Raw genomic sequence first — 22,581 nt, forward strand, 5'->3', positions numbered from 1 at the left:
CCTGAACCGCGCGGCGCTGGCGCCCCGCGGGGCCTCTGGTCGTGTGGGCAGTCGCCGAGGCTTGGCCACCTTCTTCACCGTGGTCAAGACGACCGGCGCAGTTCGTCCAGGATCGCCCGGGCTGCCGCGTCGTTGTGCCGGAAGGTCGGGGCGTCGACCGCCGGTGGCGCGAACGCCATCGCGTGCCGGCCGTCGGTGTACGGACCGAGCGCGAACCGGCGCGGGTGGGTGGCCCCGGTTCGGTCGACGATCCGGGAGTCGGCCGGATCGACCCGGAGCCGTCCGGTGGGCACCGGTACCCCGCCGCAGTCCACGACCGCCGGCACGATGTCACCGGCGTCCTGCAGGGCGTGCAGCAACGGATCGGCGAACCGGTCCGGCGCGGCCGTCGGCAGGCGTGCCTCCACCAGGGCACGCGCCTCGACGGTTTCCGGGGTCGTGGCACTGCCCGCCCGGTACGACCGCCGACGGTCGTCCGGCGACACCCACATCCGCTCGCCGAGGAACGACACCACGCCGGCGTCGGCAGCCGCCCGGAGTTGCTCCAGCCGGTATGCGGGAGGTCCGGTGGCGAGGTGGCCGAGAAGGCCGGGCCACCAACCGTGCACCCCGGTCCGTACCGATTCGACGGAGAGCCGGCCGGCCGAGGCGAGGCGGTCCAGTTCACCCCAGACCGACATCGCGGCGAGCAGCGCGCCGAGGTCGCTGCTGCGGGCGGGGTCGCCGCGTCGGCGGGCGGACCGGTCCAACCAGCGGTGCAGGTACGGCTGGAGTTCGGTCAGCGATCGTGCGCGGACCCGGCGGAGTGGCCGGTCCAGCCGGGCCAGATCCAACACATCGCCCCGGTCCGGTACGGCCCGGCGGACCAGCTCGACGCGCTCGGCGGAGTACCAGTCCAGTGCCGCGTACCGGTCGGTGAACTCGGCGAACGGCAGGGCGGTGCGGTCCGGATGCGCGGTGAACAGCTCGTGGTAGTAGCCCCAGCCCAACTCCTTCGCCATCGCCGGCCACACCTCGGTCCGGAAGTCGAGCGGGCGCTCCGCGTCCGGCAGCGCCCCGGCCTCGAAGAACCGGGGCAACGTCGGCGGTTCGCCGGCCAACCGGTAGCCGAACTTCGCCAGGTGCGGTACGCCACGACGCGACCCGACCATCAGCCGCGGCTCCCGGCCGGACGGCCGGTACCGCAGCACGCCACCGTCGTCCCGGCGATACTCGCCACCCCGCCCTTCGGTGACCAGCACCATCAGGTCCACGAAGGTCAGGCCCAACCCGCGGGTCAATACCGGTTCACCGGGTGCGAGCAGGGCGAGATCGGCGTCGGCCGGATTGCCCGGTGGCAGGTAGGTCAGGTCGTACCGGGCGGCGAAGTCGCGCAGCCGGACCTGCTCGGGATCGAGTTCCGCGTCGAGATGCCCGACGGCGAGCACCACGACGTCGGCGAGCAGCGGTTCGGTGCGGCCGTCCAGGTAGAGCCGCTGCCGCCCCCGGCGGTCGCCGGACAGCGCCCGGGCTCGCGTCGGGTGGACGCGGACCCGGGCGGCGGGGCCGAGCTGCGCCACCGCCCGCTCCCACACCCAGCTCAGGTAGCGGCCCTGCGTCGCCCGGGTGGCGAAATCCTCCGCCTCGATGCCGGCCCACCGGGCCAGCGTCGGACCCGACCGGACCGGGCCGGCGCAGGTCGCACTCTGGTCGGTGAACATCGTGACGTTGCCGGCCGCGGTGTTCGAGGTCAGCAGCGCCGACTGGTCGGTGCGCCACACCCGACCCGATCCGACCGGATACGGGTCGACCAGGTGTACGTCGAGTGGCCGATCCCCCAGCAGTTCCGGCCGGCTCGCGCCGAGCCGCTCCACCAGGCCGACCGCCCGTGGCCCGGCACCGACCACCGCCACGGTCACCGGCGCCCCGGTCACCGGTCCTCCGGGGTACCGTCCGGTTTGGACGCCGCCCCGCGTCCCCCGTTCGGTACGGACACCAGCCCCCGGCAGCCGACCAGCAGGGCCAGCAGCTCGCGTACGCCATCCCGGGTGGCCGGCAGCGGTGCGGTACGGTCCGAACCGGTGGCACCCGAACGGGCGGCTCCCGAGCCCGGGCCACCGACGACGGTGTCGAGGAGGGCACCGACCCGCACCACCCGACCGCCGGCCAGCGATGCCAGCAGTCGCCGCACCCCGGCCGGCCGGACGGCAGTGCGTAGGACCTGCCCGTTCGCCGCGAGCATTGTCCCGGTCTCGGCCGCCGACCAGAGCAGCGGAGTCTGTGGCACGGTGCGCACCGGTGTGGCGTCGTCGAGCCGGCGTGCCGGGGCCGGCGGTGGCACCGGCCGGAATCCCCCGGCGGTCCAGAACCGCAGCGACAGTGCGGTCGTCCGATCCCGCAGTTCACCGTCGCGGGCGAAGCCGCGAAGCTGGACGGTCGCCTGCTGGAGACTGGCCGGCAACGCGTCCGGCAGCCGTCCGTCCGGATCCGGCCCCGGGGCGTACAGCGCGGCCGGCACCGGGTCGAGCTGGCCGAGGCCGGCGGTCGGGTCGCCGATCCGGACCGGATCGACGTCGGCGAAAAGCTCCGGCGCCGCCAGCACGCCCGACGCCTCCCGGGGAATTCCCACGTTGACGCTGGTCGCCGGCTCCGTACCGGCGCTCTCGCCGACGTGGTAATAGCTCGCCGGCCAGTACAGCAGGTCGCCGGGGCCGATCTCGACGGCGAAGGACTCCGAGCGGTAGGGGGCGTAGTCCAGCACCGTCGTCACCGGCTCGGACCACGGCCGGCCAGTCCAGAACCGCATCCGTTTGCGGCCCCGCAGGCCGAACATGAACGTCCCGTACCGGTCCCGGTGCACGCCTACGGGGCTGTGCTCGTACGTGCCGTGGAACATCGTGGTGATCGCGCTGACGTACGGCAGCCCGACCCGCTGCCAGAGCGGTGCGAAGAACAACCGCTGTCGGCTCCACAGCCCGTAGTCGAAGGCGTGGAAGCAGTTCATCACCAACGCGTACCGGCGTCCACCGAGCAGGTCGGCCAGCCGCTCCTGGTAGCCGTCGAACGACCCGTCGTCGCCCGCCGGCAACTGGTCCCCCGCCTCGACCCGCTGGAACCGCTCGACGGTGAACTGCGCGTTCGGGGTGAGCGCCGGCCCGCCGCGGGACGGCTCGGCCGCCAGCACCGCGGTCCAGAAGGTCGCCGCCTCCTCGAACGGTGGGTTCGACACCGCCCGGTAGAGCACCGGCCGGCGATCCCAGTAGGACGCGACGAAGGTGTCCCAGTCCAGGTCGCCGTCGACCACCGCCAGATCGGGCATCCTCACGACTTCTCTCCCGCCGGTCCGGCCAGCACCTCGATGGCCCGCAGCCGGTACAGGGTGGTCAGCAGGGCCAGCCCGCCCGGATCCGGCGCACTGTCCCCGGCCGAGCCACACACGTCGGCGACCCGGACCGGGGTGCCGAGCGGAAGTCGGCGCAGCAGCGCCCAGGCGGCGCCGCGTACCGCGAACGCGTGCCCGTGCACGGCCCAGATCCAGCCGGACCGGGCCGCACGGATCCGGACCACCTCGGCGACACGCCGTACCCGGGTTCCGGCGGAGAGCTGGACCGGCTCGCGCGGCGGCGGCACGGGCTCCAGGGCGCCCGCGCTGACCCGGGCCGCCCAGCGGACCCGCAACGTGCGGGTCAGGTCGGCGGCGGCGCTCAGCCCCGCTATCGCGGTGGCGGCCCGGGCCAGCGGGTCCGCCATCGGCACCGGGCCGGGTCCCTCCGACGGCGGCACCGGCAGGTACGGCACCACGTCGTCAGCGGCCGGACCGTCGCCGGCCAGCTCGACGGCGGTGTCGTGTACCGCTCCGACCGCCAGTCGGGAGTCGCTGGGCACCCGGAGCAGCAGGGCCAGGCAGTCGTCGGCGAAGGTTTCGGTGTAGCGGAGCCCGGCCGGCCAGTACGCCAGCTCGCCCGCCCCGGCCCGGCACCGCACCGCACCGTCGACCCGGACCTCCAGCCGGCCGCGGAGTACCCAGGCCAGCACCGCGTGCCGGGAGTCCCGGGTCAGCCCGTCGATACGGGTCATCCCGGTCCCGAAGACCAACTCGGCCCCGACCGGTACGACCGGAAACCCCACCCGTCGCCAGAGTCGGTCGATGCTGTCCCGGACCCGAAGCCAGTCGGCGAAGTTCCCGAACAGCGGCTGCTCCACGGCGAGCAGCCAACCCTGTCCGGCCAGTTCGGCGCCGACCCGCTCCCGGTAACTGTCCGGGTCCGGGTCGGCCGCACCGGGCAGCAGGTCACCAGGCGCGCGGATCCGGCCCGCGGCGGTGCCGAATCGCACGTCGGGCAGGACATGGAACCGGGTACCGGCACGGAACGGTGCGCTCGCCTCGGCGATCATCCGGTACGCGTCGGAAACGGCCAGCGGCGGTGTCGCCGGTCCGACCGTCGGGGCGACGTTCCACCACCGCTCGGCAAACCCGGTCCAGCCGTCGACCGGTGCTCCGTCGACGGGCGATGCCTCGGACCGGGTGGTCGACGAGCGGGCGCCGGATGGCTGGGCCAGACTCCTGCCGGTCGACGCCCGGGCGGTCGGCGACTCGGTCACACTCCTCACTCGCACGGTGCCTCCGTCGTCCTCAGCGGATAGTGGTGGTCGGCTCCAGCGGATAGCGGTTCCGCAGCCGGTGCGTGTAGCGAGCCAGCGGCTCCAGCCGCATCTGCCGGCGACGTTCGTCCACCAACTCCGGACGCTCGATCGGATACGGCACCAGCACACCACCCCGCGCGACGAACTTCGTGCCGAACAGTTGCGCACGGCCCTGGCGGATCCGCAGCGCGTCCGTCAGGTACGCCACCTGCCGCCACGGCACCTCGCCCCGCCGGGCGGCGACCCGCACCAGCCGTAGACAGTGCCGATGCTGCGTGTTCGGGATCCGCGCGTGCTGGACGAGCCGGCAGGCCGCCTCGGATGCCGTCGGGCCGACCAGCGTGCACGTCGGCCATCCGTGTTGGCGCACCACGTCGTGCAGCCAGGCCGAGGCCGCGTCGGTCAGGGTCCGGAGCTGTTCGCCCAGTGCCGGGTCCGCGGCACCGTACACCAGCCGGGACCGGAGCGCCTTGTCGATCCGGTGGACCCGGAGTAGCTGCCGACGGATGTCCACCCAGTCCGGCACGTCCGGCTCCGCCGCCTCGGGTGCGTTCGACCCGCTCGCCGTGGCCGGCCCGGTCGACCCGTTCGTCGCCGCCGAGGTGGCCGGCAACGGATCGAGGCGGAGCCGTACCACGTCGGCGGTCCAGACGAAGGTGATCCGGTGCCCCTGCTCCGGCCAGTCGAAGCTGACCTCGCCGCGCTGCGCGTCGGTCAGCCGTACCTCGACGCCCCGCCGCGGATCCGTCAGCGTGGACCCGGGCAGGTCGGGAAGGACGTACTCGATGGCGTCCCGCAGCGCGACGCCCAGGCCGACCAGGTCGAGGTCGGCGCCGGCCCGCACCGTGGCGGACGGCGAGGCCCGGCGGTCCGGGCCGAGCCGGGTGCCGGCCGGCAGGGTACGGAACCCGTGCTCCGGCGGGGCGAGTCGGCGCAGCGGGCCACCGGCGGCGGGGCGGATGAAGTACGGCACATCGAGCGCGCGTAGCTGCGCCAGCTCGCCGGTACCGTATCGGATCGCAGGGTCGTCGGCCCGGGGCGCCGCGCCACCGCCCGAGTATCGGCGTCGGCGGATCGCGTCGAGGTAGTCCACGGTCGGCCGGGCCAGTACCCGGACGAAGTTGCCCCGGCAGCGCCGCTCGATGAGCCGGGCGATCCGGGCCCGGTGCGTGCAGGCCAGCGTCCAGAGATCGAACATGCCGCGCAGGAACTCCGCCAGGTATGGTCCGTAGCCGATCCCGCCACGGCTGTCCGCCACCACCGACCGGGCCTCCCGCCGGGTCCAGGACCGGTCCGCTCGGCAGAGCTGGTACCCGCCCCGGTGACCGGCTTTGAGGTACTCCAGCGAACCGGCGATCGTGCACCAGCGTGCCTCGCGCTCGATGCCGACGTGATGGTGCCCGCCGTTGACCGGGTCCATCACCAGACCGGTCTCGGAGAGCCGGCGCACCGGGAAGAGGTAGACCTCCAGGTCCACCGGGTAGAGCATCGGGGTCGGATCCTCCGGCCGGGCGCCGGCGAGCAGGTTCTGCTCGAACAGGTCGGCGAGGCCGAAGGCGAAACAGGCCGCGGCCAGGGAACCCGCCCGATGCCAGAAGTCCCCGGCCTGGCGAGGCGGGAGCCGGGTGCCGGACAGGCGGCGGCGGCCGGAACGGCGCAGGATCCCCCACTGGGCCGGGTGGTCGATCCACTCCTGCCAGAGGTAGGCCCGCCGGTCCCGGCCACGGCCACGCCAACACCGCAGCACCGGCAGCCGCACCGGGCCGGAAACCGCGGGCAACCGGTTCAGCAACTCGAACACCGAGCCGTTTCGGCCGGGGTTCCCCTGAGCCAGGAAGACCAGCTCACCGTTTGCCGGGCGGGGCTTGTACGCCACCGCCCCGCCGCCGCGCAGCCGTACCCGGAGGACCCGTTGCCGGCCGTTGTGTGTCTCCTCGCCCTGCGCCTGGAGTCCCACCACCGGGCCACGGAACTCCGGCCGGTCCGGCCAGCCGGCACCGATGTCCCGGCGCAGCCGTCGCAGGAAGGCGGCCAGGAACGCGACGTAGCTGGCGGCCTCCTCGGCGACGAGGCGGCGGGTGTGGGTCAGCCGCCCGGCGGCGCAGGCAACGAACATCTCGGCGACCACGGGGCCGAACAGGTCCGCGTTGGTGACGGTGAGCAGTTCCGGGTGCAACACCTCTCGGTAGTCCGGAGCGGTACGCCGACACCACCGGTCGAGCCGTTGCAGCAGCGCCAGCAGCGGACCGAACCGAGGCTCCACCAGCACGGCCGCCAACCAGGACGCATCCGCCTCGCCGGCAAGCCGACGGGTCGCCGTCAAGGATGCCCCGTCCGGGGACGGCGCGGCCACGGGCGGGAACAGGCCGCCTCCGGTGCCGGCCCGTACCGCGTGGAGCACTTCCCGGGTCACCGGCGGCAGGGCGTCGGTGTCGGCGGAGCCGGTCGCCGGGGACGTCGTCACGGCGGCGGTCGGCGACGCCTCCCACAGTACGCTCCGCACCTGGTGACCCCCTTCGTTCTCGGGCAGCTGAACGTCGGCGCCGTCCCGCCGGCCCCGACTCGAACCGGCGGGACGGCGCCATCACCATCGGACGGGCAGCGGACCCCGGCGCGTCGACGCCGAAATCCCCTGCCCGTCGCTGTGAAGTCCCCGGGTCAGCCGCAGTACATGGCGCCCGGCGCGCAGGAGGTCGGGTCGGCCTTCGTCCGCGTCGGGATCGTCTTCTCCAGCCCGCTGACGATCACGCCGAGCCGGGTCGCGCTGCCCGAGGCCGCCTTGGTGGCCGTGGTCTTCCGGACCGCACTCTTCATGGCACTTCTCCTCACCTCGAGGGCCCGGGTGACATCAGCCTGGACCCGACGAACTAAGGACGATTTTGTAGGAAGGGCACTCTCAGTTCGCTTTCATCCGACTAACAGCCGACTTTGGCCAGGCCCTCCTGTGTAGACACGGCGCTGACGGAAGCGGAAACGTCGGCTGCCCCGGAGCGCCAAGTGTGGCTCTGGCGCGACCGTGGTCTCACATAGATGTCAAGGTCTAGCTTTTGCCACACGGAGATCACGCGGCCCAGCATTACTGGAGGACCTCATGAACCAGCGAACGGGCGCCGGGGTGACGGTGATAGGGCGGAACCCGCGAGGCGTGGCTCTGGGCCGCGCCCTGGCGACGGCTGGTAGTGCCGTTACGGTGTGGGACGAGGCCGACGCCCTTCCCGAGGCACTGCCCGCCGAAGACGTATCCCGGGCCGACTCGTTGCAAGCAGCCGTCACCGCTGCGATCTCCATACCCAGCCCATACCCAGAGCACCGCGCCGGCAACCACCAAATGATCTGAGGTTGAGGGCACGCAAGGTGAAAGCAGCCTGAAAGGGTTTCGGCCTACAGTGCGGCGCGTACCTGGATTCTTCTGCACTGGAGTGTGTGGTGGCGCTATACGTCGATCCGGCCGGACTGCACGAGCTGGAGAAGGCTACCGGTCGGCACGTCGAGGATGCCCAGCTCGCCCGGGGGTACTTCGAGAAGCATGGCGACATGGTCTGGGGTGGGCAGGGCATCATCAACGCGTTCAACAACACGCACGAGAAGATCAACGGTGATGTCCGTGCCTTCCTCGGCAAGGTGGGCAACGAGACGCTGCCGGGCTTCTCGGCCGGCGTCGCCGCCGCTCGGAGGTACTACGCCAACAGCGACCAGGCGGCTGCGGACCGGATGGACGGCGCCAGACCAGCCGTCGACCCCGGTCCGGCCCGGCGCGCCGTGGACCCGATCCCGACCGGCTCGACCGCGACCAGGGTACGGGAGAGCTTCGCCGACGTGACCGAACCGTTCGTGCACCTCACCGAGCCACCGGACTTCAACCAGCGGATGGCGTTCGAACCGAAGTGGCACGACATGGCGTCCCCGGCCGGGATGATCCGCAATGCCTACTGGGCGGTGACCTGGGCCGCCTGGCAGCTCGGTCTCTCCGACCGCGCCTACGACCTGTACGAAGGCGTCCTCAAGCCGGTCTGCGGGGACTGGGCCGGTATGGCGAAGGTCGGCTACGCCCTCGAACGGACCGCCCACTGCCTGCTGGACCTGTCGTCGAACCTCACCTGGGCGGGGCAGTGCACGCCGAACGCCTGGAGCGGCAACGCCGCCGACGCGGCCGTCAGCACCATGTACACCATCAACAAGGCGTTGAATGACGCACACGTGGCGATGCTCCAGATGGGCAAGGAGTATTCGAGCGCGGCCGAGGGAGCGTTCGACTTCAGCGACACCATCGGCAGCCTGATCTCCGAGGCGGCGGACGCCGCGATCACCGGCGCGATGGCCGCCGGCCTGGCCACCGGTTCCGCGTCCACCGGCATCGGCGCGCCGGTGGCGGTGGTCCTGGGCATCTGGTTCGCCAGCGAGGTGCACACGGTGGTCCGCGCCTGCCGGGAGATCATCCAGCTCGTCGGCAAGCTCGACGCGCTCACCTCCAGCCTCAAGGCCTCCGGTGACCAGTTCGGCCGCCTCGACGGCAACTTCCCGCTGCCCACGCTGCCGGCCGTGCCGGCGCTGCCGGCCTGACCCACAGGTGAGCCATGACACCTACAGGAGAGCCATGACGGAGGAGCGGAACCCCTCGGCCACCCTCGACCAACTGCTGGACGCGGTCGCCAGGACGTCGTACGGCGAACTGCTGCACGACGAGCAGCGACGCCGGCACGAGTTGTTCAGGATGATGGCCGACAGCCAGGACCCGATGCTGCGTGAGATGGGCGAGCAGCTCCGGGACGGACTGGCCCGCCCCCGGGACCTGCTGTCGGTCCCCGGCTACGCCGAAACACTGCTCAACGGATGCCAGCGGCTCGGCGAGAACGGCCCCGACCTCGACAAGGTCCTCGCGGAGATCGACGAGATCAGCCACCGCGAGCAGGAGGAACGGGAGCAGACCCGCCGGGACGACGAACCGTCGCCCCGGCCCTGACCTGCGCCAGAAGTACGTGCCCACCCCGACGACACCGGTCCCGCCGACCAGGACGAGCCCTACCCGCAGGCCGGTGTTGTCCACCGGCTCCGGGCTGCACATGCCGTCGGCGTAGTCGACGGTGATCCTCGCCCCGACCACCGGCAGCCGGCGGTCGGGGAAGAGGACCCGCTCGATGCCGCAGCTGATCGGGCCGTCCGGCGTCCGCACCGCGACCACGGCGGTGTCGCCGTCTCCGGGCCGGACCGGCGCGTGGTCGACCACGGTGCCGTCCAGCAGTACCCCGAGCGGCTCCGGCGCCGGATCTATCGTCAGGCCCGCGATGAGCAGCAGCGGTGCCGCACTGAGACAGAAGACGATCACCGCGCTCCGGAACGAGGGACGGCCGTTATTGATCGCGCACGCTGCCGGTCTTCCGGGACATGCGGACAGGGTAGGGGCGGGTCGCAAGATCGGGCGGGCCGGCTGGTCGTTCCGGGGCATGTCCGGTCCGTCGCGCTCATAACATGAAACCGTGGAGTGGGTCACCGTACGCTTTCTGGGCGGTCCGGCCGACGGTACCGCCCGGGAGTTGCCGGCCGGGCCCGGCGGCGGTCCGCCACGACGCTGGATACTGAGCAGCGGTACGGAGGGGCCACCGGATCTCCCCGGCGTGGACCACCTCTACGAACTGCGCCCCCAGCAGGACGGCGACGGCTGCTGGACGATGGCCTTCGTCCGCTCCGACCCGGTCGGCATGACCGAATAGCGTCGCCGGGCGAGAGAGGCCCGGCGGCACGACGGGAAGTTGACCGTCCCGGAAAATTGTCGACCGCGGATACAACCACGTGCGGCCCGGCGAGCATCCCAGTGCCGGAATCGTCTCTGGGAGGTCGACCGGATGCAGCCGGACTGGGAGTACGAGTACGTCGAGTTCGTCACCACCGCGATGCCGAGGATGCGGCGGCTGGCGTACCTGCTCTGCGGTGACGTGCACCGGGCCGACGATCTTGTCCAGCAGACCTTCACCACGCTCTACGTGCACTGGCCCCGGGTGCGTACCGTCACCCACCTCGACGGGTACGTCCGGACCACCCTGGTCCGGTTCTTCCAGGGCGAGAAGCGGCGGCCGTGGTCGAGGCGGGTACGCCTCACCGAGTCGCCGCCCGAGCCGCTCCCGAGCAGCGGGCCGGACGTGGAGCAGCGGACGGTGCTGCGGGCCGCGCTCGACCGGCTGCCCCGGAAGCAGCGCGCCGTGCTGGTGCTGCGCTTCCTCTGCGACCTCTCCGTCGCCGAGGTGGCCGAGACCCTGGGCTGCGCTCCCGGGACGGTGAAGAGCCAGAGCTTCCACGGACTGGCCACGCTCCGGCGGCTGCTCGACGAGCGGTCGGGGCCGGGCACCTCCGCCGGCCCGGCACCGGACCCGAGCGCCCGGGCCGGGCCGCCGTCGCCGGCCGCGCCGGCACCCTGGCCGTCGCCGAGCTGGTCCCGCTCGGCGACCTCCACCGGTGTCGCCCCGGCCACCACCGACCGCTTCCCCCGCCCGACGGACAGGAGATGAGATGGACGACTTCGACGACGACGCGGCCCGTGAGCTGTTGCGCCCGCTCGACGGGGACCCGCACCAGCCCTCCACCGTGGAGGTCGACGGCCTGCTCCGGGCTGGCCGGCGCCGGGTCCGCCGCCGTCGGCTGCTGGCCGGCGGCGGGCTGGCCGCGACGACCGCCGTCGTCCTGGTGGCGGTCCCGGTCACGCTGGCAGCGGTACGCGACGGCGAGCCCACCGCCCCCGACCCGGATACCGGCCAGGCGGCCCAGCCCGGCCCGGACCGGGGTGATCCGACCCCGGACGACCGGCACACCGACGGCTCCACCCCGCCACCCGTCCCGACCAGGTGTACGCCGTACCGGCTCCCGCTGCCCGACGGCGCCACCGAGAGCCAGGTACTCGACGGCGACCCGACCGGGCGCTACCTGGTCGGGGTGGCCCGGGACGCCCGGACGGCGCGTACCTGGACGTTGCGCTGGGACCGGGGGGTGATGACGGTGCTCGAACCGCCGACCACCGACCCGCCCCGGCTGCTGGTCAACTCGCAGGGGGTGGTCGCGGGTGACGGCCTCGCGGTGCGGGACGGCACGGCCGTGCAGCTCTCCTGGGTCTACCGGGACGGCCGGTACGTCGACCTGACCGACCCGAACGGGAACCACCTCGGCGGCGTGCTGGACCTCAACGAACGCGGTGACGTCCTCGGCGGCACCCACACCTTCGCCTACCAGGGCGTGCCGGCCGGCACGAAGGGCGGTCCCACGGGGACCCCGGCCGGCGGGGCCGGAACGCCGGGTGGGCCGGCCGCGTCGCCGGGCGGCGGGCGCTCCGACGGCTACCTCAACGTGCCGGGGCGCGACCCGCGGATCTGGGCGCCGGGCGCGGAGCAGAACCCGACCAGGCTGGCGAGCGGCATGGGGTCGCCCAACGCGACCGGAATCGACGACGACGGCACCGTGGTCGGCGGCATTGTCGAGTACGACTGGTCCGGGGCCGACCGGGCGGCCCGGATGACGGTGTGGGCTCCGGACGGTACGGCGCGCACCCTGGCGCCCCCGCCCCGGCACGGTGCCACCACCGCCACCCTGTCGATCCGGGGCGGCTGGGTGCTCGGCTGGTCGGTCGCGCCGTCCGGTGGCGAGGCGAAGTTCGTACCGACCCGGTGGAACCTGCGTACCGGGGAGGCGACCCCGCTGACCGGGCTGGACTGGGTGACGGCGATCAACCGGTACGGCTGGGTGGCCGGGTTCGTCCGGGACGCGTCCGGCGTCGAGACCCCGGCGGTACTGGCCGGTGAGCGGCCACTCGTGCTGCCGTTGCCGGCCGGGGCCGTACCCGGAAAGGAGGGACCGGCGGCGGTGAGCGTCAGCGACGACGGCCGGGTGGTCGGCGGGCTCGTCTCGGTCGGCCCGGACGACTCCGCCACCGCCGCCGTCCGCTGGGCCTGCGAATAACCCACTGGTACGGCGGGAGCCCGGTGTGCTCCCGCCGTACCAGCCTCCTGATCAGGTCAGACGACCTTGATGCTGCTCTGCGCCTCCAACGGGCAGGGCTGGTTGGGGTCGAAGGTGATCTGGACGGCGCTGGCGACGTAGACGCCGCCGACGGTCTGCGCGGCGATCTCGGCCGGGGTACCCGGCGGCACCAGGTTGACGTCCTGGGCGAAGACGAAGACCTTCCAGATGCCCTGCGGCTTCTGCCCGGCCTTCTCCAACTCCGGCAGCGCCTCCCGAAGCAGCAGCCCGGCGGTGTACTCGCCGTCGCCGGCCCGGTCGTCGTGGCCGACTCCGTCGTCGGTCAGCGGTACCAGGAAGTAGAGCCCCTGCGGCGCCCGGAACAGGGCGAACGCGTACAGCTCCGGACCCTTGTAGGGAGCCCCGCCGGGGCGGATGAAGGTGGTGCGGGCCCAGAGCAGTCCCGGCGAGGCGACGGTGTCCGGGGTGACGACCTTGACCTCCTCGGTGACGTGCAGGTTGGTCTGCTGCTCCGACACCCCGTGCTGGTACGTCGCCCCGGTGGTGACCCGCTGGTACGTCCACTCGACATCGGTCCGGTACGCCCGCCCCGCGTGCGGTTCGTCGAGCAGCCGCCAGTGCACGTCGACCCGTTCGGCGGTGGTCAGCTCGCCCGGGGCGGGCGGGGTGGCCTGCTGCCCCCGCCAGTGCGGGTCGGCGCCGTCGGCGCACCCCACCACCAGGGCGACCGAGGCGATCCCCCCGGCCACCCCGGCGACGGTGACCCCGCCCTTGAGCCCGTCACCCGGTGCGGGGGTGCAGCACTGGACGCCGAGCCCGGGGTCGGTCTCCTCGAACTTCCCCTTCACCCCGACGTTGAAGGTGCCGGCGCCGACCGCCGCCGCGATGATCCCGACCAGGGCGGCAATGGCGAAGACGATCCAGCCGAGGATCTTCCACAGGGGGTCGTCGAACGGCATCTCGCCGTGCGTCCCCGGGTACGCCGGATTCGGCACCCAGACCATCGTGCACCCGGTCGGCACGTACGGCCCGGTCCACGGCGGCCGTTCCTTGTCGTCGCCGGGCTTCTCGCCCGGCCACCAGCCGCCCTTGGCCGGCGGGATGACGGTCGGCTTGGAAAGTTCGAGCCGGCCCTCCGGAATCGTCACCGAGTAGGTGTCGGTGTTCTGGTCGTAGCGGGTCTGTGAGACGAAGATCTGCCGGATCGACCGGGCCGAGCTGTACCCGTCGGCCCGGGCCACGAAGCTGACCAGCGGTTTGCCGGGTGAGGCGTGCTGGAAGTCGGCCGCCCAGGAGACCAGCACCGACGCCCCGGCCGGAATCCTCGGGAACGTGTACGTCTGCCCGGTCACCACGATCCCCGGGTCGCCGACGCTCTCCAGATAGAGGGTGACGTTGGTCAGGTCGCCGCCGGAGGTGTTGGTGTAGTGGCAGGCGATCCGGAGCTTGTAGAGCGCGTTGTCGAAGATGCCGTCCGGCAGCATGGTGCTGGTCAGCGGCTCGATGGCGAACGGTCGGGTCCCCACCAGCATCGGCGTCGCGCTCACTTCTCCGCCTCCTTCCCGGCGACCACGGCGAGCGAGATCCCGCCGAGCAGCCGGTCGCCGTCCTGTTCGAGTACCTCCACGAGCTGGTATTCACCGGCGCCCAACCCGGCGCCGCCGCGTACGGTCAGGTACACCGGGACGCTGCGCTCGGCCGGTACCTCCACGACCAGCTCCGGGTCGCCGATCCCGTCGCCCGGATCGGTGATCGGCTTCAGCGAGAACCCGACCTCGACCACCGGCTTGCCGACCGGTCGCCGCTCGGCGAGCCCGAGCGTGTGCAGGGCCTCCTTGGACAGTTCGCCACCGACCTCGGCACGGATCCGGATCTGCTTCGGCGCCCGCTTCGGCGCGCTGACTGTCAGGGTGAGCTTGAAGTCGGCCTTCTCGGCGCTGGCCAGCGTCAGGTTGCGCTGGGCCACGTTCGGATAGCCGACCGGGTCGACGGCGTCCGGCAGCGCCGGGTCGCCGGGCAGGCTGGCGACGGCGACGAGGCATTCGTGCCCGTCGTTCACCGTCACCACGTTCCACGGCACCAGGCAGAGCACCTCCTGGGTTTCGCCGGCGGCGACGTCGGCGAAGGCCGTGCCGATGTGGTTGAGGGTGCTGTAGAACATCTGCACCGACGGGTTGCCCCAGTAGAACTTCACCTGGATGCCGATGGCGTCGTCCCGGCCGGTGTTCTGCACCCGGGCCCAGACGTAGGCGACGTCACCGGCGGCCGGCGTACCGGGGGCGCCGTTGGGGTCGGTGCCGGGTACCGCCCAGATGTCCGGGCTCAGCCACCAGTGCGGCGAGCCGTCCCGGATCAGCAGGTCGGCCCCGGTGGACCGGAGCCGGTGGCCGGCCCCGGAACTCGCCCAGGCCGAACCCACCCCGTCGGCGGCCGGACCGCCGCCGTTCGGTGCGGCGCCCGCCGCCGTGCCAGCCAGCGTGGGTACGCCGAGCGAGCCGAGCGCCACGGCGGCCGTGGTGCCGCCGGAGATGCGGATGATGTCCCGCCGGGAGACCGGCAGGCCCTTCGGATGATCGGTCATGTGGTCCGTTCCCCCTGATTGACCAATGCTCGTGGCAGATGGTTGACCGGTTGCGCCTGACGAAGTTGCGCCGAACGAACCCTTTCCACCCGTGCGGCGTGTTGCGCCGCTAACTTCCACCTGCGGCCAGGACGGACCACAAGGGGAGTCGAAAGGGTCCAATGGTCCGGCCGCCCTGCTACGAAACAGGGCGGCAGCCATGACAGGAGTGGTCGGAAGATTGCACGTCTCGGGCGCCCGGCCGGGGGTCAGCCGGTGTCATCGTCGCATGTGGCCAGGGGATGGATGCCGAAGTGTCGGCGTAGTGACTCCGGTCGGCCAGGGCGCCGGACGAATTGTCCAACGTATTTCCGTCGATCAGGTCAGGAAAAGCGGAAAAGGTGGCCGGTCGCATTTTCCGGGCCGGTGTATATGTGTCACCCCGCTCGCCCCGTGTCGGCCCCGCCCGGACGGATGACGGGCGGGGCCGTGGGCGTACCGGTCAGGACTTGCGGGCGGCGGCCCGGAGTGCGGGCTCGACGATGCCGGCGTACCCGACGTGTCCGGCCCGGTTCGGGTGGTACGACTCGCCGATCGGGTTGGACGTACCGTTCAGCCACTCCACGTCGTCACAGACCGCGTGCCCGGTGAACGGACCCCGGGCGTCCACGAAGGCGAACCCGTGTGCGGCGGCCCGGGCGGCGATGGTGGTCGCCAGCAGGTTCGCCGCGGCGTTGAGTTCGGCCTGCTCACCGGGGGAGATCCGGGCGATGATGTTGCACTCCTCGCCGTTGAAGAGGCGCGGATATCCGACCACCGCGACCCGGGCGTTCGGGGCCAGGCTGCGGATCCGGGAGTAGAGCTGGTCGAGCCGGCCCGGCAGCGTGTTCCGGATGGTGTTCTCCGCGCTGTCGATCTGCGACCAGCAGGTGGTGGGCCAGGGCAGCGCGCACTGCACGATCACCGACGACCAGCCGATGTCGTTGCCGCCGGCCTGCACCGTGACGTAGTTGGTGGCCGAGTTGAGGCTGCCGAGCTGCCCGCTGAGCACGCTGGAGGTGGTGGCTCCGGCGCAGGCCGGGAAGGTGAGCGTGGCGCCGAGCCGGGCGGCGTCGAGTACCGGGTAGGAGTGCCGGGAACGCTGGCAGGAGCCGCTGTCCGGGTAGTACTCCCGGGTGCCGGTGCCGGAGGCGTACGAGTCGCCGAGCGCGGTGTAGGTGGTCGCCGCGGCGTGCGCGGGTGCGGCGGCCAGGCCGACGGTGAGCGTGGTGACGAGTGGGACGGTGATGGCGGCGAGCAGCGGTACCAGGCGACGCGGCAGCGACATGGGGGTGGCCTCCTGACATAGTCAAATGTAGATGCCAGGTTGGCAGATTCCTGCGCTGCATGGAAGTGCCTGTGTAGGTTTCTTTCCTCGCGTTCACCCCTGGTTCTCGCGTCCGTCGGATCTCCCGCCGCCCGACGGGTCGAGGCGCGTCCCGGGCGGCGCGGCTCGGCGGGGACTTCCCCGATCGGGTCAGCGGGCCGCGATGGCGTGGAACGCGCCGGCCCGGGTGCCGACGTAGATCCGGCCCCGCCAGACCGCCGGGGTCGACTCGATGCAGCCGCCCAGCTTGATCTTCCACAGTGGCTTCGGCGCGGCCGTGGTGTCGGCGACGTCGTACGCGTGCAGCGTGCCGTTGCAGTCCCCGATCACCAGTACGTCGTCGACCACCACCGGTGACTGCCAGGTCGGACCGGGCAGCTCGAACCGCCACCGTACGGCCCCGGTGGCCCGGTCGACGCCGAGCACCTCGCCGCCCTGGGTGTCGAAGATCGCGATGTCCCGGTGCAGGGCGGGACTGCCCCAGATGCCGGCCGGCTTGCGGGCGTGGTCGTCGACGTGCCACACGCTCGGGTTGCCCTTGCGCTTCGGGTCGAGCTTCATCATCTGCCCGACCTGCTTCGACCTCGCCGTGCCGCGCTCGTATTCGGAGCCGACGTAGAGCGCGCCGGTCTCGTCGATCGCGATCGAGGCGTCGGTGTCGTCACCGGTCCAGAACCGGAACACCCGCTTCGGCTTGCGCCCCTGCTTCAGCCCGCTGATGTCCCAGCCCTGCACCAGCCCGCCGGAGTTGGCGAAGTAGACCACGTTGCCGGAGATCGCCACCGAGTTCTCGATCGAGACCATCCGGTCGTCCACGTCGCGGAGGAGTTGCGCGTCCCAGCCAGGGGTGTTGAACACCAGCTTCGGCTTGACCGTGACCTTGCCGTCGGCGGCGTACTTCCGGTTGAGCTTGACGATGTGGAACTGGCTGTTCTCGCCGCCGAGGAAGAGGTAGTCGTCGATGATCAGGCCGGCGCCGTCGAAGTCGTCGTTCCACATCGTCGGCGAGACCGCCCGGGCCGACAGTTTCCACAGCTCGGTCGGCCTGCCCCGGTCGATCGCGATCACCCGGTAGTAGTTGTCCCGCGATCCGGAGTAGACCAGCGGGAAGCCGTCCGGGTCGACGGTGACCGAGCCCTTGATGATGTCGCCGGTCGGGAAGTCCGGCAGGATCCGCCCACCGGTCTCGGCGTCCAGGAAATGGATCTTGTGATCGTATGCCCCGAAGACCACCCAGGTCCGCCCGTCCCGCTCGAAGACGGCGGGTTGGCCGGTCCAGCCCGTACCGCACCAGACCCGGGTGCCCTTCTCGTCGGTCGACTCCCCGCAGAGGCCACCGCTGCGCGGGAACTGCCACTTCCGGGCCGGAGTCGTCCGGGGCATCGGGCCGGTGCCGTAGTACGTCCGGGTCGGATTGCCGCGGAAGGTGAGCAGGCCGGTCACCTTGTCGCCGTACGGCTTGCCGACCAGGGCCGGATCGGACCAGCCGGTGAACGCGGCGGGCTCGGCGGCACCCGCGCCGGCCGGGTTCGGGCTGGCGCTGCCCGACCAACTCGGGGCGGCGTCGGGAGTGTCGTCGCCGCCCCCGTCACACGAGGTGAGGCCGAGTACGGCCACCAGGCCGACCACGAAAAGCCTGGTCGGAGGCGGGGTGAATCCTGAACGCGGTCGTCCGGTCACCGCAACAGTGTGCCCATCGCGGGCAACCTCCGACAGCACCCTATTCGGTCATTTCAATGTCGACTCGTTCCGGCGGTTCCACCCCGATGGTCGGTGGAGCCGGCATCCGGTGAACGGGGGAGCCCGAGGCGCCGCGGGTCGTGCTCGCTGATCACCGGATGATCGTATTGATCAAAGAATTCCCAGCGTACGTGCGATCGCCCGGCGGTGGCCGGCGATCGGCTCGGACCGGCGGCCGGTCGGCCACGGCCGGTCGGACGCTCGCCCGGCCGACCCGGCGGAGAGCGCTGACCGGGCGGTCTGAATGCCCGTCCCAGGGCTCTGCCCCATACGCCCGTTGTGCTCGGCGGTGCGTCGGTCGGAAATCTGACCTGACACCACCCGTTGTGCCACTGATCCGGGGTGGTTAAGCTCCTTGGTGCGCGCCCCAATCGCCCGCTTCCCCCGTGGCAGGCGATCGGGGCGCGCACCTTTGTCTGGGCCCCGTTGCCCGCCCACCACCACTTTCCGGCCGCCGCAGCCGTACCGGCGCTGTGATCACGCAGCCATCCCAGCGCTGTGATCACGCAGCCATCCCAGGGTTGTGATCGCGCAGGTCAGCCGCGACGACGTCCACCGTGGAGCCGCCGTGGAGCCACTGAGGACCCGGCCGACCCGGTGCGGCCCTGGGCGGGCACACTGGGTCGGGCACGCCACCCGGGCCGACCCCGGTCGTCCGCTCCGCTGGTCAGATCCAGCGGTTGCCGAGCCACATCCGGGTCGACCACTCCGCGTACGGGAGGATCTGTCCCACGAAGATCGGATAGAAGTAGGCGAAGCAGATCGCCACCAGCAGCACGTACGTGCCGGCGACGATCGCGCCGATCATGCGGCGGTCGCTGGTCGGCCCGCTCCGGCCGCCGTCGGCACCCGATTCGGCCGGCGGATCAGCACCGGCCGAGGCCGCCACCGGTGCCGGCGCCGGGCCGGTGATCGCGCCCAGCACGTAGGTGACGGCCAGGATCAGGAACGGTACGACCGGCGCGACGTAGAAGAAGAACATCGTCCGGCCGTCCAGCGCGAAGTAGAACCACGGCAGCAGGCCAGCCGCCACCGGCAGCAGGATCGCCAGGGCCCGCCAGTCCCGCCGGGCCAGGCCCAGCCAGGCGAGCGCGGCCAGCGCGGGCAGGAACGACCACCACAGGATCGGGGTACCGAGCAGCAGGATCTCGGAGGCGCAGCTCGCGGCCCCGCAGGCGCCATCGGGGGACCAGTGGAACGCGACCGGCCGGCCGAGCAGCAGCCACTGCCACGGCCAGGACTGGTAGACGTGCTTGTCGTCCAGGCCGGAGTGGAACCTGAGCGCCTCTTCGTGGTAGTGCCACAGGTTGAGCAGGCTGCCGATGATCGGCGGGCTGGACTGGCCGGTGTCGGCCCGCCAGTTCCGGAAGTAGCCGTTGTCGCTGGCGAACCAGCCGGACCAGGTGGCGAGGTAGACGAGCGCGATCAGCACCCCGGCGCCGAGCAGCCAGAGGCCCTCGTCGAGGAAGGTGTCCCGCCACGGCCGGCGTACTCCGGCGGAGCGGCGGGCGCCGACCTCCCAGAGCACCACCAGCAGGGCGAAGACCGGTATGAAGTAAAGCGCGCTCCACTTCACCCCGAACGCACAGCCGAGCAGTACGGCGGCGAGCAACCGCCACCACGGCACCCCGTCGGACCACCGGAACGGCGGCCGGTTGCGCCGCCCCGGCTGGCTCGGGTCGAGGCCGGACTCGACCGCCCGCAGCCAGCGCTTCCGCCGGACGTCCCGGTCCACCACCAGGGCGCCGAACGCGGCCAGCACGAAGAACATCAGGAAGATGTCGAGCAGCGCGGTGCGGGAGAGCACCAGGTGGAAGCCGTCCAGCGCCATCAGCAGCCCGGCGGTGCAGCCGAGTACGGTCGACTGGAACATCCGGCGGGCGATCCGGATCAGCAGCAGTACGGAGAGCGTGCCGATCGCCGCGGCGGAGAACCGCCAACCCAGCTCGTTGTAGCCCCAGATCTGCTCGCCGATCGCGATCATCCACTTGCCGAGCGGCGGGTGTACGACGTACGCGGCGGTGTTGTTCTTCTCGTCCCATTCGACGCCGCGCATCAGCAGGTTGTGCGCGTCGGTGGCGTAGTAGATCTCGTCGAAGATCTTGCCCTTGGGGCTGCTCAGCCCGACGAAGCGGAGGATGCCGGCGATCAGCACCACCACGGCGGTGGCCAGCCAGGACCACGGTTCGAGTTTGGCGTCGAACGGGGCCAGCCGGCGTCTGATGATCGCTGGTATGCCCCCCGAGGGGCGCTCGGGCCGCTCGGTGGTGGCTGTCCCGGCCGGGGTGGCGGAGGTCACCTCGACCACCGGAGCGGCCGGCGGCGCGGCGGCGCCCGGGCCCTCGGTCTGCGCTGTCGACGCCAGAGTCACCCCGTGATCGTAGGCTGCCATGGTGTGAAACGGGGCACGACGCTCGCTATGTGCGATGACAGGTATCGATGAAGGAGTCAGTTGGTGGGAAATTCGCCCGGTAACGGCCGGCTGATCCTGCTTGGGGCGCCGCTCGGAAACCCCGGCGACGCCTCGGCGCGGCTGCGGGACGCCCTCGGCGCGGCCGACGTGGTCGCCGCCGAGGACACCCGCCGACTCACCCGGCTGGCCCGCGACCTGGACGTCACCATCACCGGCAAGATCGTGTCGTACTTCGAGGGCAACGAGGAACGGCGTACCCCGGACCTGGTCGACGCCGTCCTCGACGGCGCGCTCGTGGCGCTGGTGACCGACGCCGGGATGCCGAGCGTCTCCGACCCCGGCTACCGGCTGGTCAGGGCCGCGCTCGACGCGGGCGCACCGGTCACCGTGGCGCCCGGCCCGAGCGCCGTCACCACCGCGCTCGCCCTCTCCGGCCTGCCCACCGACCGGTTCTGTTTCGAGGGCTTCCTGCCCCGCACCGGCGGCCCGCGCCGGGCCCGGCTGCGGGCGCTCGCCGCCGAGGAACGCACGCTGGTCTTCTTCGAGGCCCCGCACCGGGTGGCCGGCGCGCTCGCCGACCTGGCCGCCGCGTTCGGCCCGGAGCGGCCGGCGGCGCTCTGCCGGGAGCTGACCAAGACCTACGAGGAGGTGCTGCGCCGCCCGCTCGGCGAGCTGGCGACCTGGGCCGCCGCCGGCGAGCCGCGCGGCGAGATCACCCTGGTGGTAGCGGGCGCCCCGGCGGTCCCCGCGCCGGTCCCGGCCGTCGCCGAGCTGCGGGCCGCGGTCGCCGACCTGGAGGCCGGGGGTACGTCCCGACGCGACGCCATCACCGCCGTCGCCACCGAGTACGGCCTGCGCCGCCGGGACGTCTACAACGCCGTGCACCCTCCGACGGCGAGCTGATCACGCGATAGCCGGGCGCACGGCGAGCTGATCACGCGATAGCCGGACGCTCCTCGGGGCCAGCGCGACGACCTTCGGATGCCCCGGGGAGTCAGAAGGCGGCGACCAGGAACCCGGCGGTGAGCAGCAGCGGGCCGGCGACGCTGACCAGGGCCGCGGCGTTCCGGTTGCGCCGCTCGGCCAGCCGCAGCGCCCCGGTGGTCCAACCGGCTCCCACGCAGCACAGCAGCACCATCCCGAAGCCGAGTACCCAGCGCAGGTGCAGCAGGCCGGTGCCCGCCCCGACGTACGCCTTCCCACTCTCCGTACCGGTCATCCGGGCCGTGAGCCGGCTGCCGAACTCCCGGTGCGCCCCGTCGACCCCGACCAGCCGGACGTCGGGCACCCGCAACTGGCCGTCGTCGGCGATGAACTCGCCCCGGCAGTGCTGTCCGAGCCCTCGACCGGTGCAGGTCTGCACCGTCGCCGTACCCCGCTCGCCGTGGCCGGCGGCGAGCCAGAACGGCTCGGCGCTGACCCAGGCGAAGAAGCTGGCGACCAGCGAGCAGAGGATCACCCCGGCGAGCCCGAGCGCCGGGTTCCGCTGTGGCTTCGGCGGTCGCGGCGCCCGCTGCCGGGCGGCGGTCCCGGCCGGGTCCTTCGGGCGGCCGTACCAGGTCCGGGGGGTCGGCTGCACGGGCGTGCCGTCCCAGTGGACCTCCTCGATCGGCAGCCAGAAGTCGTCCTCCTCGGCCGTCTCCGGGTCCGAGCCGGGTGCGGCGGTCGGCAGCGATCCGGTCGGCCGGTTCCAGGCCGGCGCGGTGGCCCGGGGCGCCCGCTGGGGCAGCATCGCGAGCGGGGCGCCGGTGGTCGGCTCGATGCCGGAGGGGCCGGCGAGCGTGCCGGGGGCACCGAGCCAGGCGGAGCCGAGCGCGGGCGTGGCACCCCGGAACGGTCCGGCCGGCGCCGGCTCGTACGCCGGAGCGGGCCGCTGCTGCGGCGCCGGCCCCGCCTCGGCGGCCGGGGCGGCGCCGCTGA

At 72.4% G+C, this 22,581-nt stretch carries 17 protein-coding genes; 6 read left to right on the forward strand and 11 right to left on the reverse strand.

Annotated elements, in window-relative coordinates; all coding sequences use genetic code 11:
- Nucleotides 1-83: 83 nt before the first annotated feature.
- The 5 genes from Pma05_RS15225 to Pma05_RS15245 form a co-directional block, all read right to left on the reverse strand.
- Entirely contained in the window at nucleotides 84-1,913 is a 1,830-nt protein-coding gene (locus Pma05_RS15225; protein WP_203858026.1) for an FAD/NAD(P)-binding protein, read from the reverse strand.
- Complete coding sequence (locus tag Pma05_RS15230) at nucleotides 1,910-3,298, reverse strand: JmjC domain-containing protein (protein ID WP_239312410.1); 1,389 nt, start codon at nucleotides 3,296-3,298, stop codon at nucleotides 1,910-1,912. Before Pma05_RS15230 ends, Pma05_RS15225 begins: the two co-directional genes overlap by 4 nt.
- Nucleotides 3,299-3,300: 2 nt before the next feature.
- Nucleotides 3,301-4,596: a hypothetical protein gene (locus Pma05_RS15235; protein WP_203858028.1), complete on the reverse strand. Its 1,296-nt coding sequence runs from the start codon at nucleotides 4,594-4,596 to the stop codon at nucleotides 3,301-3,303.
- Between the two features lie 16 nt (nucleotides 4,597-4,612).
- On the reverse strand, nucleotides 4,613-7,126 hold the full coding sequence (locus Pma05_RS15240; RefSeq protein WP_203858029.1) for a DUF6624 domain-containing protein: 2,514 nt from the start codon (nucleotides 7,124-7,126) through the stop codon (nucleotides 4,613-4,615).
- A 155-nt stretch (nucleotides 7,127-7,281) separates the two neighbouring features.
- Entirely contained in the window at nucleotides 7,282-7,437 is a 156-nt protein-coding gene (locus Pma05_RS15245; RefSeq protein ID WP_203858030.1) for a hypothetical protein, read from the reverse strand.
- 612 nt (nucleotides 7,438-8,049) lie between these two features.
- Here Pma05_RS15245 and Pma05_RS15250 point away from each other — a divergent pair.
- The 5 genes from Pma05_RS15250 (at nucleotide 8,050) to Pma05_RS15270 (ending at nucleotide 12,561) form a co-directional block, all read left to right on the forward strand.
- Nucleotides 8,050-9,183, forward strand: a complete 1,134-nt coding sequence (locus Pma05_RS15250; RefSeq protein ID WP_203858031.1) for a hypothetical protein — start codon at nucleotides 8,050-8,052, stop codon at nucleotides 9,181-9,183.
- Nucleotides 9,184-9,217: 34 nt separating this feature from the next.
- A complete protein-coding gene (locus Pma05_RS15255; RefSeq protein ID WP_203858032.1) occupies nucleotides 9,218-9,583 on the forward strand; it encodes a hypothetical protein in 366 nt (121 codons plus the stop codon).
- A 514-nt stretch (nucleotides 9,584-10,097) separates the two neighbouring features.
- Nucleotides 10,098-10,331, forward strand: coding sequence for a DUF8847 domain-containing protein (locus Pma05_RS15260; protein ID WP_203858033.1), 234 nt, complete (start codon nucleotides 10,098-10,100; stop codon nucleotides 10,329-10,331).
- A gap of 132 nt (nucleotides 10,332-10,463) precedes the next feature.
- Complete coding sequence (locus Pma05_RS15265) at nucleotides 10,464-11,123, forward strand: SigE family RNA polymerase sigma factor (RefSeq protein WP_203858034.1); 660 nt, start codon at nucleotides 10,464-10,466, stop codon at nucleotides 11,121-11,123.
- Nucleotide 11,124: 1 nt separating this feature from the next.
- A complete protein-coding gene (locus tag Pma05_RS15270; RefSeq protein WP_203858035.1) occupies nucleotides 11,125-12,561 on the forward strand; it encodes a hypothetical protein in 1,437 nt (478 codons plus the stop codon).
- A 56-nt stretch (nucleotides 12,562-12,617) separates the two neighbouring features.
- Here Pma05_RS15270 and Pma05_RS15275 read toward each other — a convergent pair whose 3' ends face one another.
- From Pma05_RS15275 to Pma05_RS15295, 5 genes are all read right to left on the reverse strand, one after another.
- A complete protein-coding gene (locus tag Pma05_RS15275; RefSeq protein WP_203858036.1) occupies nucleotides 12,618-14,129 on the reverse strand; it encodes a hypothetical protein in 1,512 nt (503 codons plus the stop codon).
- Nucleotides 14,126-15,163 (reverse strand): hypothetical protein, encoded by a 1,038-nt coding sequence (locus tag Pma05_RS15280; protein WP_203858037.1) that lies wholly within the window; start codon nucleotides 15,161-15,163, stop codon nucleotides 14,126-14,128. The genes Pma05_RS15275 and Pma05_RS15280 overlap by 4 nt, the downstream gene beginning before the upstream one ends.
- A 481-nt stretch (nucleotides 15,164-15,644) precedes the next feature.
- Complete coding sequence (locus Pma05_RS15285) at nucleotides 15,645-16,469, reverse strand: SGNH/GDSL hydrolase family protein (RefSeq protein ID WP_203858038.1); 825 nt, start codon at nucleotides 16,467-16,469, stop codon at nucleotides 15,645-15,647.
- Between the two features lie 189 nt (nucleotides 16,470-16,658).
- Entirely contained in the window at nucleotides 16,659-18,188 is a 1,530-nt protein-coding gene (locus Pma05_RS15290; protein WP_203858039.1) for an outer membrane protein assembly factor BamB family protein, read from the reverse strand.
- A 727-nt stretch (nucleotides 18,189-18,915) separates the two neighbouring features.
- Nucleotides 18,916-20,556, reverse strand: coding sequence for a dolichyl-phosphate-mannose--protein mannosyltransferase (locus Pma05_RS15295; protein WP_239312413.1), 1,641 nt, complete (start codon nucleotides 20,554-20,556; stop codon nucleotides 18,916-18,918).
- 147 nt (nucleotides 20,557-20,703) lie between these two features.
- Here Pma05_RS15295 and rsmI point away from each other — a divergent pair, with 147 nt between their 5' ends.
- On the forward strand, nucleotides 20,704-21,564 hold the full coding sequence (rsmI, locus tag Pma05_RS15300) for a 16S rRNA (cytidine(1402)-2'-O)-methyltransferase (RefSeq protein ID WP_239312380.1): 861 nt from the start codon (nucleotides 20,704-20,706) through the stop codon (nucleotides 21,562-21,564).
- Between the two features lie 91 nt (nucleotides 21,565-21,655).
- Here the strand turns inward: rsmI and Pma05_RS15305 are convergent.
- A partial coding sequence (locus Pma05_RS15305) for a hypothetical protein (RefSeq protein WP_239312382.1) occupies nucleotides 21,656-22,581 on the reverse strand: 926 nt, incomplete at its 5' end.

This window comes from Plantactinospora mayteni (genome assembly GCF_016862935.1).
Taxonomy (GTDB): Bacteria; Actinomycetota; Actinomycetes; order Mycobacteriales; family Micromonosporaceae; genus Plantactinospora; species Plantactinospora mayteni.